The organism is Mesorhizobium sp. M4B.F.Ca.ET.214.01.1.1 (genome assembly GCF_004791545.1).
In the GTDB taxonomy this organism is placed as follows: Bacteria; Pseudomonadota; Alphaproteobacteria; order Rhizobiales; family Rhizobiaceae; genus Mesorhizobium; species Mesorhizobium abyssinicae.
Map to the genome: position 1 here is coordinate 458,596 of NZ_SRUX01000003.1, position 15,137 is coordinate 473,732.

A 15,137-nucleotide genomic window follows, 5' to 3' on the forward strand; every position below is an offset into this window, starting at 1 on the left:
GAGTCAGCCGTTCAGACGTGCTGACCGCCATTGATGTGGATCTCCGAGCCGGTGACGTAGGACGCCTGCCCGGAGCACAGGAAGAAGATGATGTCGGCCACCTCCGCCGTGGCGCCGAGGCGTCTGAGCGGGATCGTCTCGACGATCTTGTCGGTGCCCGGCGACAGGATAGCGGTGTCGATCTCGCCCGGCGCGATGGCGTTGACGCGGATGCCGTGCGGGCCGAAATCATGCGCCATCTCGCGCGTCAGCGAACCCAGTGCCGCCTTCGATGTTGCGTAAGCCGTGCCGGCGAAGGGATGCACACGGGTGCCGGCGATCGAGGTGACGTTGACGATCGAGCCCTTCGCCTGGGCCAGTTCCTTGAACAGGCCCCTGGCCAGCATGATCGGCGCGAAGAAATTGACCTGGAACACGTCACGCCAGACATGCATCGGCGTGTCGATCGAGTTCATCCGGCTGCCGTCCTTCAGCTTCGGCGAGATGCCGGCATTGTTGACCAGCGCGTTGAGCTGGCCGCCATGCGCCTCCAGCCGGTGGCGGATCTCAGAGACGGCGATGCCGACATCCTCCTGGTCGGCGAGATCGACCTTGATGTGGTCCTCCGGCCCCGCCGGCCAGGGACAGTCCTCGGCAAAAGCCTGGCGCGAGCAGGTGATGACGCGCCAGCCCTCACGCGAGAAGCGCTTCACCGTCGCATGGCCGATGCCCCGGCTGGCACCGGTCAGCACGATGGTTTTTCTTGTATCGGTCTCGGCCATATCGCGGTCTCCGGCCGGACATGTAGCCGAAGGCGCAAGCCATGGCGAGAGGCGATGTTGCCGCTCAACCGCCGGTGAGGATGTCGAGGATCGAGGTCTGCCGCTTTTTCGTCGGGCCGCCGACATTGCCAGGCGGCACCGGATGGCCGACCGAGGCTGTCGTCCCGCCGTCGCCCGGCATGTCGAACCCGTCGGCATCGACCGTCTCGGCCGGCCTGGACGGTCGCGCCGGGCGTGCGGGCGCCTGGGCGGACTGGGATTGACCGACCGCCGCCTGCGGCATCGGCGCCGGCTGGCCGGCATCGGCCGAGGGTATCTCGTCGGGCACGACGGTGTCGGACGGCGTCGACTTCCAGGTTCCGGGCAGCGGCCGGACCGGCACGCCCTCATGCGCGGCGACCATGAATTCATGCCAGGCCTGCGCCGGCAGCGCGCCGCCGGTGACCTTCTTCATCGCGCTGCCGTCGTCATTGCCGAACCACACGCCGGTGGTGAGGTTGGCGGTGTAGCCGACGAACCAGGCGTCGCGCGAATTCTGGCTGGTGCCGGTCTTGCCGGCCGAGGGCCAGGCGAAGGCCGCCTTCTTGGCGGTGCCGATCTCGACCGTGCCGGTCATCATCGAGTTCATCATGCCGACGATCTCTTGCTTGACGACACGCGGCGCGCTGCCGCCATTGTTGTCGTAGAGCACCTTGCCATCGGTCGTCGTCACGCGGCGGATGAAATGGATGTCCGGCTTGAAGCCGCCATTGGCGAACGGCACATAGGCCGAGGTCAGCTCCAGCGGCGTCACTTCCGACGTGCCGAGCGCGATCGAGGTGTTCGACTGCAGGTCGGACTGGATGCCCATGCGGTGCGCGGCTTCCACCACCGCGTCCGGCCCGACCTCCATGGTGAGCTGGGCGGCGACCGAGTTAAGCGATTTCGCCAGCGCCGTCGCCAGCGTCACCTTGCCGTAGTACTTGCCGCCGTAATTGTCGGGCGTCCATTTGCCGATCTTGATCGGCGCGTCGTTGCGCACGCTGTCCGGCGTGCGGCCGGCCTCGAGCGCTGCCATGTAGACAAAGGGCTTGAAGGCCGAGCCCGGCTGGCGGCGCGCTTCCGAGGCGCGGTCGAACTGGCTGGTCGAATAGTCGTAGCCGCCGACCATGGCGCGCACGGCGCCGGAATCGTCGATCGACACCAGCGCGCCCTGCGTGACGTTGAGCTTCTTGCCGCTCTCGTCGATCAGCCGCCGGATCGACTGTTCGGCGAGCTTCTGCAGGGTGAGATCGACCGTGGTGTCGACGACGATATCGCCGCGCACGTCGCCGATCAGGTCGGGCAGTTCGCCCATGACGGTGTCCGCGACATAGTTTTCCGAACCGGTCCAGTAGGACGGCGCGCGCGTCGCCGGCGCGCTCATCGCGCTCGTCAGTTCCTTGGCGCCGATCTTGCCGGAATCGCGCATGGCGGCGAGCACCAGTTGCGCGCGCTCCTCGGCCGCCTTCGGGTCGCGCGCCGGCGACAGCCGCGACGGCGCCTTGAGCAGGCCGGCCAGGAGCGCTGCCTCGGAGAGCGTCACGTCGCGCGCGCTCTTGCCGAAATAGCGCCGCGAGGCCGCTTCGACGCCATAGGCGCCGGAGCCGAAATAGACCCGGTTGAGGTACATTTCGAGGATCTGGTCCTTGGTATGCTTATGCTCGAGCCACAGCGCCAGGAGCACTTCCTGCACCTTGCGCTCCAGCGTGCGGTCGGGCGTCAGGAACAGGTTCTTGGCCAGCTGCTGCGTCAGCGTCGAGCCGCCCTGCGAGAAGTGCCCGCCAAGCACATTGGTGACCATGGCGCGCGTCAGCCCGATCGGATCGATGCCGAAATGCGAATAGAAGCGACGGTCCTCGATGGCGACGACGGCCTCGGGGATGTAGGGCGACATCTCATGCAGGCCGACGGCCTCGCCGCCGCTCATGCCGCGATTGGCGATAAGCTGTCCATCGACCGAGACGATCTTGATGTTGGGCGCGCGGTCGGGGATCGACCATGTAGTCGCCGCCGGCATCTTGGCGCCGTAATAGACGACGATGCCGGCCACCGCGATGCCGCCCCAGATGGCCAGCACGAAGCACCAGTAGGCCAGCCGGGCGAGAATGCCGAACAGGCCGCGCCGGCTGCGGTCGCGCCCGCGCCGCGACGACTTCCTGGCCGGTTTGCGTCTGGCGGCGGATTTGCGACTGCCCGGCACGACGCGATCCTCCTCGCTCACCGAGAACCCGGCCGGGGATTTCGCCTGGGGCGGCCCGTCGAAGCTCGGTTCGATGCGACTGTCTCTGCGGTTCGCCATGCGCTTCGCTTAATGTCCCGGTGCTAATGGCGCTCGGGTGCAGACTAGATGCGGCGATTTAAGGGCGCGTTAAAGCAGGGTTTATGCACCCTTTTGAAATTCCTTACGATTTTCTAAATCCGCTACCGGCTTCTTGTGCCAGAGATCAACTCGTCAAGATGAGCGGACTCCATGTTGCTCAGCCCGGCGAGTACGAACCGCGCACCGTCTCGCGCCAGCTTCTTGGGATCTCGATCAGGCCGTTCGTCCGCGTACTGGATGTGTGCGATCGTCACGTTTGCGATCAGGATGCGTATGAGCACCGGATCCGTGGCAACGAACTCGCCCGCCTCTATGCCCTGGCGGACAAGTTTCTCCAACGCGAGGTAGAGGGATTCGAGCTTGGCGGCCCAGTGCGCCAATTCCGGCGCACGCAATATATCGCTGCTGTAGAGTTCGGATAGCGAGAGCGGCAGGCTCAGCAGCGTCTCGAGATCCCAGACCAGATAGTCATGAAGTCTCGCTGCCGCCGATCCAGATGCGTTCGCTGTCCTTTCCGCGACGACCACCGCATTGTCGAGGCTGAGAGAAAACAGCGCCTCGAGTATCGCCTGCTTGTTTGCGAAATGGTGAAACAGCGATGGCTGCCTGATGCCTACCGCAGCCGCGATCTGTCGTGTCGAGGTGGCCTGATATCCGTGGCGGCGGAAGAGCGCGCTGGCTTCCATGAGGATTCGTCGCCGGGTGTCGTTTGGCGCGAACTGATCCCAGTTTTGATCACTTGCTCCGATAGTCCGGTCTGCCTTGCTCGCCATACCTCGTTCCCGGCCGATCGACGCCCCAATGCAGGATATCGGATCGGCTGTAGTGACCCGTTACGTCGAGATCGTGCTTGAACGCTATGGTCTGCGCAAGGTCAAGGTCACAGATGACGGGCGCGTCGCCGAAGACCGGACCGACCAGGTATTCGCCGTCGGGCCCGATGACCCCCGATCCTCCGGGAAACGAAGCGTCTCCCCCCGTCCCCTTTTCATAGGCCGCCCGCAGGTCCGGCGGCACGGCCTCCACAGGAAGATACGTCGCGGCGCTTGCGACGAAGCAGCGCCCCTCGAAAGCGTAGTGCCGGGAAGCAAGCTGGTGCGCCGACGGCATGTCCGGCCAAAGCGCAACATGAATCTGCTCGTCCTCGGCGTGCAGGGCCTGCCGGATGATGGGATGGAAATGCTCCCAGCACACCATCGCGCCGACCCGCCCGGCCGCCGTTTCGTTCACGCGCAGGCCGTCCGCATCGCCCGGCGTCCAGACCAGGCGTTCGGTGTGGGTTGGAGTGAGCTTGCGGTGAACGGACACGATCGATCCATCCGCGTCGATCGTAAGCGCGCTGTTGTAAAGCAGCGCGGCGCTCGGCCGAGCGCGCTCATTGAGGCCGATCACCACGCACACCCCATTGTCACGCGCGGCGTCGCAGAGGGCCTGCACGTGAGGGCCGGGAACGGTGGCGCTTGCGGCCACCAGCTTCTGGAACCAGTGCCGCGCCTCCGGATCGTTCCAGCCGGCTAACCCGAAAACCCAGGCCGGATAGCCCCCTAGCCAGGTCTCGGGGAACACAACGAGATTGGCGCCTTGTGCCGCTGCGGCCTCGATCTCCGCTTTCGCAGTGGCGATGCCCGCGTCGAGATCGAGAAGGTGCGGAGGCTTCTGGCTGATGTAGATGCGCGTCATGTCTCTTCTACCACCCCGTCAGCACGCGGACCGTGACCCAGACCCAGGCAAAAGCGAAAGTCGACAAGGCGGCGAAGTCCCCGACGCCTGCAACCTTGTATCGCTGCGGAAAATCCGGCCACCAGCCCATCGCACCCGTCGAGATGACGGTGTAGAAGCCGGTGATCAGCAACACCAAAGACGCATAAGGGTCGACGACGCCTGTCGCCTCCGTGGCGAGGAAGATGCCGCCGAGCACCAAAGCGTCGACGTGGCCCTGCCGCAGCCGCGCGAAGTTTCTGATGTATGCCCACCCTGCCGGGCGCTCGAGCGACAGATACATGAGGATGCCGGAGCAGCCCCCCATCGACAGCAGCAGCAGACCGCCTTTGCCAAGAATGCCCATTTCTATTCCGCAGCCAGGTTCTTGCGACGCCACGCGCCGATGTAGATGACAGCCAGCGCGGCAACGACCGCGAAGACCCAGATCGCCGCCCAAACCTGCCAAACCGGAGCATTTGGCGGTGCCAGTTCGACGCGCGGCCATGCTATGTTGATGGTCTCGAACAGCAGCCAGACCAAGGCGGCGACGTTGACCGGCGTGCCGAGCGCGCCGAGACGCAACGAGCCCTCGGGGCGCCACTTGCCGCTGAGGCGGGCGTAGAGCGCCGCCGCCACGACCAGCAGGAACGTTATATAGAGGCCTGCGGTGCCGAAGCTGATCATCGTCCCGACAGCCCCTTCGTTGAAGCCGAGAAGCAGGCAGGTCGAGGCGATGAGCGTCATGGTCGTCATGGCGACCAGCGGAACCTTTCTGCCTTCGCTGACCGAAGCCAACTTCCGGGAGAACGGAAGCACGCCATCCCGGGCGAGACTGAAGATGACGCGGCCAAGATAGGCTTGCATGGAAATGCAGCAGGCGAAAAAGGTGATCGCCACCACCGCCAGAAACGGCATTCGCGACCAATCACCCAGCGAGGCGACCACCGTCGCCGTGACCGGATCCATTTCAGAGCCCGAGATCACGGCCTGGAGGTCACCGGTCGCCAGGATGACGGCAACGGCGACCAAAACCACCGCGATGCCAACGACCGCCGTGGCGGCAAGGATGGCACGCGGAACGTTCGCGCCCGCGCCGGTGGTCTCTTCGGCGACCGACGCGCTCGCATCGAAGCCGACGAAGGCCCAACCGCAGACGGCGAGCGTGGCAAGCGCGGTTCCGAGCGAGGTCGGAGCCCCCATCGAACTGAAGAGGACAGTGACATCGTGGGTTCGGAAGAACACCAGCAGCATCGAGCCGATGAGCATCGAAGCGATTATCTCGGCTGCGATGCCGAAGTTTACCGCCACGCGAACGACCTGGACGCCGCCGGCATTGACCAGCAGGGAAGCGAGCAGCACGCAGAACGAAAGCAGCATGTGCCCGCCCGGCGAGGGCTGAAGACCGAGCAACTGCGCGAACCACGGCGCCGCAAGGAACGCCACGGTGGCGAGCGCCGCCGATACGGCAACGAGGTATATGAGGCCTGTGAAGATGCCCGCGTCCGGGCCGATCAGCCGGCGCACCCACTGATAGGGCCCTCCTGCAATCGGGAACTCGGATGCGAGTTCCGCATAGACCACTGCCACCAGCACCTGGCCGACCAGGGACAGTACCAGCAGCCACACCCATACCGGCCCGGACAGGTTCATCCCGAGCCCGAAGATCGCATAAAGACCGACCACCGGTGCGACGGTGGCAACGCCGATAGAAAATGTCGAAAAGACGCCAAGTCCGCGCCGGAGCTGCTGTCGATAACCCAGCTCCTGCAACCGTGAAGCGTCCGAGCTCACTCGATCCAAAATCCCCTCCCTATCAATCGATAGTCTACCTATCATATGATAGGCTTGGATTGTTTTGTCAATCGGCTCACGACTCGCGAGGTCGCGATGCTTGCTTGCAGCAGCTCTTCTCAAGTCCGGTGAGGTACAGGGGCGCTTTCGCCGCTGGCCATCGACGCACTACGCCCAATGGATCCGTAGGACCTGTTGCGGCGGCCTTGACCTTAGGGGCGGGTCAAGTGGGATGAATTTGAAAACGATTGATAATCAAATACTTGCTGAGGGTCCGGCTTGGCGCTCGTCGCGGGCCGCGGCTGCCCTCCGGCGCCGCGTCCTGTTATCCGCCGCGCGTTGGCGGCGCGCTGCATGTTCCAACCGGCGAACGACACCTGCCCCGGCTGGGCAAACCGGCCGGAGCAGGAGCACGCCGCTAGCCGCTAAAGCCTGAACCAGATCCAGACGCGCCGGCGATGGCAGCGTCTGCGCAGCCGGCCATGCCGCCAGTAGGTGCGGCAGTAACGTCTCCAGGCACGCCGCCTTCTCCGCCGATGCCACCGATGCCAATGGCGATGCGAGACGGTCTGCACCTCCGCTTCGCTGCCATCGTCCTCCCAGGCCTGCTTGTCCTGCGCCTCGAGCTCATCGAGGATACCGCTTCTGGCGTCCGGAATGCCGGCCACGGCGCTGATGGGCCGAACCGCGCTGACAATTGCGGCCGCCCCCGCCACGCCCAGCATTCCCGTCAAGAATAATCGGCGATCCATGAAAACCTCCCAATCTGCCAATCAGTGAACCGAGGTCCACAAAAGGGAAGTAGCGCGGCGGTTGCAAAAGCCCAGGGGGTTCGCGCTGCGCCCGGAGAAGCGCCGCGACAGCCGAGGGGTGACAATGGAAATAGGGGACCGGGGCCGCCTCGCCGGAAACCCGGGAGGCCCGACGAAAGCCGATGCGGCCGGTCAATCCGTCGGCGCCGGCTGCGCCGATCCGATCAATTCTGCTGGATCGAAATGCCCTTGTCGTCGATCTTGAGCTCGACGCCCTTCGGCCGCGTTTGCTCGCGGTAGACATAGACGCCGAGCGCGATGACCACGACCAGCAGCGCGCCGATGATCAGATAGAGGGTGTTCTGCTTCATGGCGCGCCCGTGGTGCCCACGCCAGACATCAAGCCCGCTTCACCAGCTTGAGCAGCACCAGCAGGATCACCGCGCCGATGGTGGCGTGGATGATCGCGGCAAGCACGCCGCCGCCTACGGCGAACCCCAGCCTCGGGAACAGCCAGCCGGCGATCAGGGCGCCGACGATGCCGACGACGATGTTGCCGATCAGACCGAAGCCGAAGCCCTTGACGATGAGGCCGGCGAGCCAGCCGGCGATGGCGCCGATGATGATGAAGACGAGAAGGCTTTCGATACCCATTGAGCTTTCCTCTGAGCAGGAGGGCGACAGCGGAGCGCAAGTCCCCGAATCGGCCTCGATATCAACGGGTTCAGGCTAAGCCAAAGCAATCCCGGCCGCCAGCGACCGACCTCAAGCCCTTTCTTTGAGCGATTCCGGACGGAAAACCGCCTCGCACTTTTCCTGGAATTGCTTTAGTCGTCATCGTCGCTTGCGGCAGGCCGCCAACTGCTCGGCTCGACCTTCTTTTGCGTGGTGCTGTCGATATAGGTCCACCAGCCGCCGTCGCGATACTGCGCGACCGACTCGTTGATCACCCCATTGCCGTCCTTCCAGTAGACGGTGACCTTGGAGCCGTCGGTCGGCGCGGTTGATATCGGCTGTCTCTCCGCCATGTCGTCCTCCCACGGCCGTCAGCTATGGGCGAAGATATCCTCCTCGCCCCAGCCCATCAGGTCGAGTTTGGCACGCGTCGGCAGGAAGCGGAAGCAGGCGTCGGCCTCCTTCGTGCGGCCTTCGCGCGCCAGCCGGCCGGCCAGCACCTCGCGCAGCCGGTGCAGATAGAGCACGTCGGAGGCGGCATATTCGAGCTGCTCCGGCGACAGGGTCTCGGCTGCCCAGTCCGACGATTGCTGCACCTTCGACAGGGTCACCCCGAGAAGCTCGCCGCAAATGTCCTTCAGCCCGTGCCGGTCGGTATAGGTGCGGGTCAAGCGCGAGGCGATCTTGGTGCAGAACACCGGTTCCGCCATGACGCCGAAAGCGTTGTAGAGCACGGCGATGTCGAAGCGGCCGTAATGGAACAGTTTGGTGACGCTGCGGTTCCTGAGCAGGCTGACCAGGTTCGGCGCCTTCTTCTGGCCGGGCGCGATCTGGATCACGTCGGCGCTGCCGTCGCCGGGCGAGATCTGCACCACGCACAGCCTGTCGCGGTGCGGGTTGAGGCCGAGCGTCTCGGTGTCGATCGCCACCGCCCCGACATTGTAATGGGACAGGTCGGGCAAATCGTTCTTGTGGAAGCGGATGTCGCTCATCATTGTCTCCGGATCGCGGCCTGTTGGTTCGTCCTCGCTTCGATCCATCCAAAAATCAACAGAAAGTTGTCCTTCGCGCCGCTTCAGCGTGTCAGCGCGTCGAGAATGCGGGCCCAGGAGCGCTGCCCCTTGTGGAAGGAGGTGAGCTCGTATTTCTCGTTGGGCGAGTGGATCCGGTCGTCGTCGAGGCCGAAACCGACCAGCAGGGATTCGATGCCGAGATAGGTCTGGAAATCGCCGACCACAGGGATCGAGCCGCCGCTGCCCGTGGTCACCGCCGGCTTCGGCCATTCATCCGACAGCGCCTCCTTGGCCTTGGCCAGGAATGGCGAGTCATAGGAAAGCTGGATCGCCGGCGAGCCGCCATGCGGGTGGAATTCGACCGAGCAATCGGCCGGAATGCGCTCCCTGACGAAAGCCTGGAATGCGGCGCGGATCTTCTCCGGGTCCTGCTTGTGGACGAGGCGGAACGACACCTTGGCCGAGGCCTCCGCCGCGATCACCGTCTTGAAGCCCTTGCCGGTATAGCCGCCGATAATGCCGTTGAACTCCGCCGTCGGCCGCGCCCAGGTCAGTTCGAGCACCGAACGCCCCTTTTCGCCCGACGGGATCGACAGGCCGATGGGCTCGAGGAAGCTCTCGGCGGTCTCGCCGAGCGTTTCCCACGACTTCAGCACCTGCGACGGCGTCTCCTCGACACCGTCATAGAAGCCCGGGATGGTGATGCGCCCGTCCTTGTCGTGGATATCGGCCAGGATCCCGGCCAGGATGCGGATCGGATTGGCGGCAGCCCCGCCATAGAGCCCCGAATGCAGGTCGCGATCGGCCGCCTTCACGGTGACCTCTTCGCCGACCATGCCGCGCAGCGACACGCAGATGGAGGGCGTCTCGCGATCCCACATGCCGGTGTCGCAGACCAATGCGAAATCGGTCTTGAGCTCGGCGGCGTTGGCCGCCAGGAACGGCTTCAGCGACGGCGAGCCGGACTCCTCCTCGCCCTCGAACAGGATGGTGATGCGGCAAGGCAGGCCGCCATGCACCTGCTTCCAGGCGCGGCAGGCCTCGACGAAGGTCATCAGCTGGCCCTTGTCGTCGGCCGAGCCGCGGCCGGTGATTACCTTGCGGCCGGGCTCGATCTCCTTGATCGCCGGCGCGAACGGATCGCTTTCCCACAATTCGATCGGATCGACCGGCTGCACGTCGTAATGGCCGTAGAACAGCACATGCGGCGCGCCCGCCGGCCCGTCGTGATGCGCCACCACCATCGGATGGCCGGGCGTGTCGCGCACGCTGGCGTCGAAGCCGATCAGCTTCAGCTCGGCCACCAGCCACGCCGCCGCCTTGCGGCAGTCGCCGGCATAGGCCGGATCGGTGGAGATCGACTTGATGCCGAGCAGCCCGAACAGCCGTTCCAGGCTCTGGTCGAGATTCTGGTCGAGACGATCGAGGACGGGTGAGATTCTGGACATTTTCAGGCCTTTCGATTTTGCGCCGACCCTAAAGGGACGAGCCGAAAACGAAAAGCCGGGACCGTTGGACCAAGCGCGTTTGGCTGCGGAAAAACATCCAGAACGGTATGTCGGACCTCGAGACGAAAAAAGAGCCGCCGTGGTGGAGGGGGAACCACGGCGGCCTTACTCGAAACGTTGCGGCAGCCCGGAGAGGGGGGATAGGCTGCCGCAGTTGTCCGGGATAGGCGGGGGACGGGCCTTGCTCCGGACTTCGGCGAAAACTGCCGATGACCCATATTTGGGTCTGTGAACGTGGCGATTCAAGGGCACCAGTATTACACTTTTGTAACATGCCCGTGAGTGGCCGGATCATTCGGCGGCAGCCTCTGTCAGGGTGTTGCCGGAACCGGTGGTTTCAGCCGCCTTTGGCATGGACCGCGCCGTCTGGCCGCGCTATCCCTGCCGGCATGAAAAAAGGCGATCATCTCTTCCTCGTCGACGGCTCCGGCTACATTTTCCGCGCCTATCACGCGCTGCCGCCGCTCAATCGCAAATCCGACGGCTTGCCCACCAATGCGGTGCTCGGCTTCTGCAACATGGTGTGGAAGCTGATGCAGGATGCCCGCAACACCGATGTCGGCGTGGTGCCGACGCATTTCGCCGTCATCTTCGACTATTCCTCGAAGACCTTCCGCAACGATCTCTACCCCGAATACAAGGCCAACCGCTCGGCGCCGCCAGAGGACCTGATCCCGCAGTTCGGCCTGATCCGCCAGGCGACCACGGCTTTCAATCTTCCCTGCATCGAGATGGAGGGCTTCGAGGCCGACGACCTCATCGCCACTTATTGCCGGCTTGCCTGCGAGGCTGGCGGCGACACCACCATCATCTCCTCCGACAAGGATCTGATGCAGCTGGTCGGTCCCACGGTCGGCATGTACGACCCGATGAAGGACCGCCAGATCGGCATCCCCGAAGTGATCGAGAAATGGGGCGTGCCGCCGGAGAAGATGATCGACCTGCAGGCGCTCACCGGCGACTCGGTCGACAATGTGCCGGGCGTGCCCGGCATCGGGCCGAAGACGGCGGCGCAGCTTCTGGAGCAGTTCGGCGACCTCGACGCGCTGCTGGCGCGCGCCGCCGAAATCAAGCAGGAGAAGCGGCGGGAATCGATCATCGCCAATGCCGACAAGGCGCGCATCTCGCGCCAGCTGGTGACGCTGAAGAACGACGTGCCGGTCGCCGACGGGCTCGGCGACTTCGAGCTGCATGCGCCGGATGGGCCGAAGCTGATCGGCTTCCTCAAGACCATGGAATTCACCACGCTGACCCGCCGCGTCGCCGAAGCGACCGGAACCGAGATCGGTGACGTCCAGGCCGCCGCCGTCACCATCGAGCGCGCCGATACCGCGCACGGACCCGATGTCGGAGCCGGCGCGCCGCCGGCAGCACGGGCCACGCCCGCCGGCAACGACGCCGACAAGCCAGCGCCGGCCATCCGGGGAGAAGACGCGCCGCCGCAGGGCGACACCCCTTCCCTGCTCTCGGCGCTTCGCCTGGAGCAGGCGGCGGCGCGCAAGATCGACACATCGGCCTATGTCGCCATTCGCGATGCAGCGGCGCTGACGGCCTGGATCGCCGAGGCACGGGAAGCCGGTGTCCTCGCCTTCGACACCGAGGCCAGCTCGCCCGACCCGATGCAGGCCGAGTTGATCGGCCTGTCCATGGCGGTCGCGCCCGGCCGCGCCGCCTATCTGCCGCTCCTCCACAAGAGCGGCACCGGCGACTTGCTGGGCGGCGGCATGCTGGGGAACCAGATCCCCGTCCGCGAGGCGTTGGCGCTGCTGAAGCCTCTCTTGCAGGACAGGTCCGTTCTCAAGATCGTGCAGGACCTGAAATACGACATCGTCGTGATGAGCCGCCACGGCATCGAGATCGGCCCATTCGACGACACGATGCTGATCTCCTATGTGCTTGACGCCGGCACGTCCGGCGGCCACGACCTGGCCGGCCTCTCGGAAAAATGGCTGGGCCATGCCCCGGCCTCCAAGAAGGAGCTTGCCGGATCGGGGAAAAGCGCCGTCGGCTTCGATCAGGTCGATATCGAGCGCGCGACCGCCTACGCCGCCGGGCAGGCCGATATCACGCTGAGGCTCTGGCAGGTGCTGAAGCCCAGGCTTGCCGCCAAGGGCCTGGTTTCCGTCTACGAGCGGCTGGAGCGGCCGCTGGTGCCGGTGCTGGCCCGGATGGAGCAGCGCGGCATCTCCGTCGACCGGCAGATCCTCTCCAGGCTGTCGGGAGAGCTGGCGCAGGGTGCGGCCCGCGTCGAGGAGGAGATCTACGGCATCGTCGGCGAGCGCATCAACATCGGCTCGCCCAAGCAGCTCGGCGACATTTTGTTCGGCAAGATGGGCCTGCCGGGCGGCTCGAAGACCAAGACCGGGCAATGGTCGACCTCGGCGCAGCTCCTGGAGGACCTTGCGGCCGAAGGCCATGAACTGCCGCGCAAGATCGTCGACTGGCGCCAGCTGACGAAACTGAAATCGACCTATACCGACGCGCTGCCTGGCTTCATCCATCCCGACACAAAACGCGTCCACACCTCCTATGCGCTGGCCGCGACGACAACGGGACGTCTCTCGTCCTCCGACCCCAATCTGCAGAATATCCCGGTGCGCACCGCCGAGGGGCGCAAGATCAGGACTGCCTTCATCGCCGAAAAGGGCCACAAGCTGGTCTCGGCCGACTACAGCCAGATCGAATTGCGGGTGCTCGCCCACGTCGCCGAGATCCCGCAACTCAAGCAGGCTTTCGCCGATGGCGCCGACATCCACGCCATCACCGCATCCGAGATGTTCAATGTGCCGGTCGAAGGCATGCCTTCCGAAGTGCGCCGCCGCGCCAAGGCGATCAATTTCGGCATCATCTACGGCATCTCGGCCTTCGGCCTCGCCAACCAGCTGTCGATCCCGCGCGAGGAGGCCGGCGCCTACATCAAGAAATATTTCGAGCGCTTCCCGGGCATCCGCGACTATATCGAGGCGACCAAGGCCTACGCCCGCGAGCACGGCTTTGTCGAAACCATATTCGGCCGCCGTATCCACTATCCGGAGATACGCTCGTCCAACCCGTCGATCCGCGCCTTCAACGAGCGCGCCTCGATCAACGCCAGGCTGCAGGGCACGGCAGCCGATATCATCCGCCGCGCCATGGTGCATATGGAGGAGGCGCTGGAGAAGGCCGGCCTGTCGGCCCGCATGCTGTTGCAGGTGCATGACGAGCTGATCTTCGAGACCGTGGAGTCCGAGGTCGAGGCGACGCTTCCCGTCGTGCGCCGGGTGATGGAGAACGCGCCGATGCCGGCGGTGTCGATGTCGGTGCCGCTGCATGTCGATGCGCGGGCCGCCAACAACTGGGACGAGGCGCATTGATGTGAACGCGTTGCTGCCGTCCTCGACAGCCCCGGTCCTCTCCTTTTCGCTTGCATGCCTGCTGATCGAACTCACGCCGGGTCCGAACATGACCTATCTGGCGCTGATTTCCGCCAGCCAGGGACGCCGCGCCGGCTTTGCCACGGTGGCGGGTATCGCCTCGGGACTGGCGACCGTCGGCGCGGTCGCGGCCTTCGGCGTCGCCGAACTGATCCAGGCATCTCGGCCGCTCTACGAGGGACTTCGCTGGGCCGGGGTGCTGTTCCTTCTCTACCTCGCCTGGGAAGGCTGGACCGCGGGAACGGACGTCGTATCGAGCGCCGGCGGCGCGCACGGCAAGCATTTCATGCGCGGGCTCGTCACCAATCTCCTGAACCCCAAGGCGGCGGTCTTTTACGTCGCGGTGCTGCCGACCTTCGTCGACGCCTCACGGCCGGTCCTTTCCCAGACAGTCATGCTCACCGCGGTCTATGTGGCGATCGCGACTGCTGTTCACGGCGTCATCGTTGTGCTGGCGGGGACGCTGGAACCGTTCCTCAACGATCCAAGACGGGAGCGATTTGCCCGACGGCTGCTTTCCGCCCTGCTGGCGCTGGTCGCGTTCTGGTTCGCCTGGTCGACCGCGCGCTGATGCGATTCGCTCCGGGGTCTGTTGAGATTCAGGTCAGGCCGAGCCGAGAAGGGTGGGTTCCGAGAACCGGAGCGGAGCGTACTTGAGGTACGCGAGCACGGGAAACGCTGGAGCCCGCCATTTGCAGGCCGGCCTCACCTGAATATCAATAGACCCTAGGCCGCCTCGGCCCGGCACTTGGCGCATACACCGCGAAACTCGATTACCGCCTTCTTGGCGGCAAAGCCCGTCGAGCGCACCCATTCGTCCAGACGGTGGTCGACATCATGGTCGGACATCTCGGTCACCTGGCCGCATGTGTCGCAAATGGCGAAGGCGGTCATCGAATGGCTGTGGTCGTGCGGCTCGGCGCAGGCGACGAAGGAGTTGAGGCTCTCCAGCCGGTGCACGAAACCCGACTTCACCAGCGTATCGAGGGCGCGATAGACCTGCAGCGGCGCGCGAAAGCCGCGTTCGCGCAGCTGGTCGAGCAACATATAGGCGCTGAGCGGTCCGCTGGCGGCCTCGAGCTTTTCGAGCACGCACAACTGGTTCTTCGTCAGCACATCCCTTGCCGCCATGGTCCTGCTTCCAGTCTGCTTGCGCCGTCCGCGCGCCATTTGCGCATGCAA

Annotated in this window: 15 protein-coding genes; 2 read left to right on the plus strand and 13 right to left on the minus strand. The window is 65.0% G+C overall.

Features of this window, described 5'->3' with window-relative positions; translation table 11 throughout:
• Positions 1-11 precede the first annotated feature (11 nt).
• From EN857_RS08650 to EN857_RS08705, 12 genes are all read right to left on the minus strand, one after another.
• Entirely contained in the window at positions 12-761 is a 750-nt protein-coding gene (locus tag EN857_RS08650; protein WP_126058269.1) for an SDR family oxidoreductase, read from the minus strand.
• 64 nt (positions 762-825) lie between these two features.
• Entirely contained in the window at positions 826-3,081 is a 2,256-nt protein-coding gene (locus EN857_RS08655) for a transglycosylase domain-containing protein (RefSeq protein ID WP_127393596.1), read from the minus strand.
• 122 nt (positions 3,082-3,203) lie between these two features.
• Positions 3,204-3,875: a TetR/AcrR family transcriptional regulator gene (locus tag EN857_RS08660; protein ID WP_127393595.1), complete on the minus strand. Its 672-nt coding sequence runs from the start codon at positions 3,873-3,875 to the stop codon at positions 3,204-3,206.
• Entirely contained in the window at positions 3,838-4,782 is a 945-nt protein-coding gene (locus tag EN857_RS08665; protein ID WP_135858308.1) for a carbon-nitrogen hydrolase family protein, read from the minus strand. The genes EN857_RS08660 and EN857_RS08665 overlap by 38 nt, the downstream gene beginning before the upstream one ends.
• Positions 4,783-4,789: 7 nt before the next feature.
• Complete coding sequence (locus EN857_RS08670) at positions 4,790-5,167, minus strand: hypothetical protein (RefSeq protein ID WP_135858312.1); 378 nt, start codon at positions 5,165-5,167, stop codon at positions 4,790-4,792.
• A 2-nt stretch (positions 5,168-5,169) separates the two neighbouring features.
• Positions 5,170-6,717, minus strand: coding sequence for an APC family permease (locus EN857_RS08675; protein ID WP_210235133.1), 1,548 nt, complete (start codon positions 6,715-6,717; stop codon positions 5,170-5,172).
• 302 nt (positions 6,718-7,019) lie between these two features.
• Complete coding sequence (locus EN857_RS08680; protein ID WP_245494330.1) at positions 7,020-7,319, minus strand: protamine-2 (modular protein); 300 nt, start codon at positions 7,317-7,319, stop codon at positions 7,020-7,022.
• Between the two features lie 251 nt (positions 7,320-7,570).
• Complete coding sequence (locus tag EN857_RS08685; protein ID WP_127282378.1) at positions 7,571-7,717, minus strand: hypothetical protein; 147 nt, start codon at positions 7,715-7,717, stop codon at positions 7,571-7,573.
• Between the two features lie 28 nt (positions 7,718-7,745).
• Positions 7,746-8,000, minus strand: a complete 255-nt coding sequence (locus EN857_RS08690) for a GlsB/YeaQ/YmgE family stress response membrane protein (RefSeq protein WP_127282377.1) — start codon at positions 7,998-8,000, stop codon at positions 7,746-7,748.
• A gap of 173 nt (positions 8,001-8,173) precedes the next feature.
• The gene (locus tag EN857_RS08695) at positions 8,174-8,374 is read right to left on the minus strand and encodes a hypothetical protein (protein ID WP_127282376.1); all 201 of its coding nucleotides are present in this window, start codon (positions 8,372-8,374) and stop codon (positions 8,174-8,176) included.
• An 18-nt stretch (positions 8,375-8,392) separates the two neighbouring features.
• Positions 8,393-9,013, minus strand: a complete 621-nt coding sequence (locus tag EN857_RS08700; RefSeq protein ID WP_127282375.1) for a ribonuclease D — start codon at positions 9,011-9,013, stop codon at positions 8,393-8,395.
• 83 nt (positions 9,014-9,096) lie between these two features.
• Entirely contained in the window at positions 9,097-10,482 is a 1,386-nt protein-coding gene (locus EN857_RS08705) for a M20/M25/M40 family metallo-hydrolase (protein WP_127311528.1), read from the minus strand.
• Positions 10,483-10,931: 449 nt separating this feature from the next.
• On the opposite strand from EN857_RS08705, the gene polA reads away from it, so the two are divergent.
• Both polA and EN857_RS08715 read left to right on the plus strand, forming a co-directional pair.
• Positions 10,932-13,895, plus strand: coding sequence for a DNA polymerase I (gene polA, locus EN857_RS08710; RefSeq protein WP_187331322.1), 2,964 nt, complete (start codon positions 10,932-10,934; stop codon positions 13,893-13,895).
• 1 nt (position 13,896) lies between these two features.
• Positions 13,897-14,526, plus strand: a complete 630-nt coding sequence (locus tag EN857_RS08715; RefSeq protein ID WP_245493349.1) for a LysE family translocator — start codon at positions 13,897-13,899, stop codon at positions 14,524-14,526.
• Between the two features lie 155 nt (positions 14,527-14,681).
• Here EN857_RS08715 and EN857_RS08720 read toward each other — a convergent pair whose 3' ends face one another.
• Complete coding sequence (locus EN857_RS08720) at positions 14,682-15,086, minus strand: Fur family transcriptional regulator (protein ID WP_126058257.1); 405 nt, start codon at positions 15,084-15,086, stop codon at positions 14,682-14,684.
• Between the last annotated feature and the right edge of the window lie 51 nt (positions 15,087-15,137).

What these genes read in the sequence shown, in the direction of transcription:
- EN857_RS08685 (WP_127282378.1), bottom strand. Translation starts at nt 7,717, where the DNA reads ATGAAGCAGAACACCCTCTATCTGATCATCGGCGCGCTGCTGGTCGTG.
- EN857_RS08720 (WP_126058257.1), bottom strand. Translation starts at nt 15,086, where the DNA reads ATGGCGGCAAGGGATGTGCTGACGAAGAACCAGTTGTGCGTGCTCGAA.
- EN857_RS08680 (WP_245494330.1), bottom strand. Translation starts at nt 7,319, where the DNA reads ATGCTGGGCGTGGCGGGGGCGGCCGCAATTGTCAGCGCGGTTCGGCCC.
- EN857_RS08650 (WP_126058269.1), bottom strand. Translation starts at nt 761, where the DNA reads ATGGCCGAGACCGATACAAGAAAAACCATCGTGCTGACCGGTGCCAGC.
- EN857_RS08695 (WP_127282376.1), bottom strand. Translation starts at nt 8,374, where the DNA reads ATGGCGGAGAGACAGCCGATATCAACCGCGCCGACCGACGGCTCCAAG.
- EN857_RS08670 (WP_135858312.1), bottom strand. Translation starts at nt 5,167, where the DNA reads ATGGGCATTCTTGGCAAAGGCGGTCTGCTGCTGCTGTCGATGGGGGGC.
- EN857_RS08665 (WP_135858308.1), bottom strand. Translation starts at nt 4,782, where the DNA reads ATGACGCGCATCTACATCAGCCAGAAGCCTCCGCACCTTCTCGATCTC.
- EN857_RS08660 (WP_127393595.1), bottom strand. Translation starts at nt 3,875, where the DNA reads ATGGCGAGCAAGGCAGACCGGACTATCGGAGCAAGTGATCAAAACTGG.
- EN857_RS08655 (WP_127393596.1), bottom strand. Translation starts at nt 3,081, where the DNA reads ATGGCGAACCGCAGAGACAGTCGCATCGAACCGAGCTTCGACGGGCCG.
- polA (WP_187331322.1), top strand. Translation starts at nt 10,932, where the DNA reads ATGAAAAAAGGCGATCATCTCTTCCTCGTCGACGGCTCCGGCTACATT.
- EN857_RS08690 (WP_127282377.1), bottom strand. Translation starts at nt 8,000, where the DNA reads ATGGGTATCGAAAGCCTTCTCGTCTTCATCATCATCGGCGCCATCGCC.
- EN857_RS08700 (WP_127282375.1), bottom strand. Translation starts at nt 9,013, where the DNA reads ATGAGCGACATCCGCTTCCACAAGAACGATTTGCCCGACCTGTCCCAT.
- EN857_RS08705 (WP_127311528.1), bottom strand. Translation starts at nt 10,482, where the DNA reads ATGTCCAGAATCTCACCCGTCCTCGATCGTCTCGACCAGAATCTCGAC.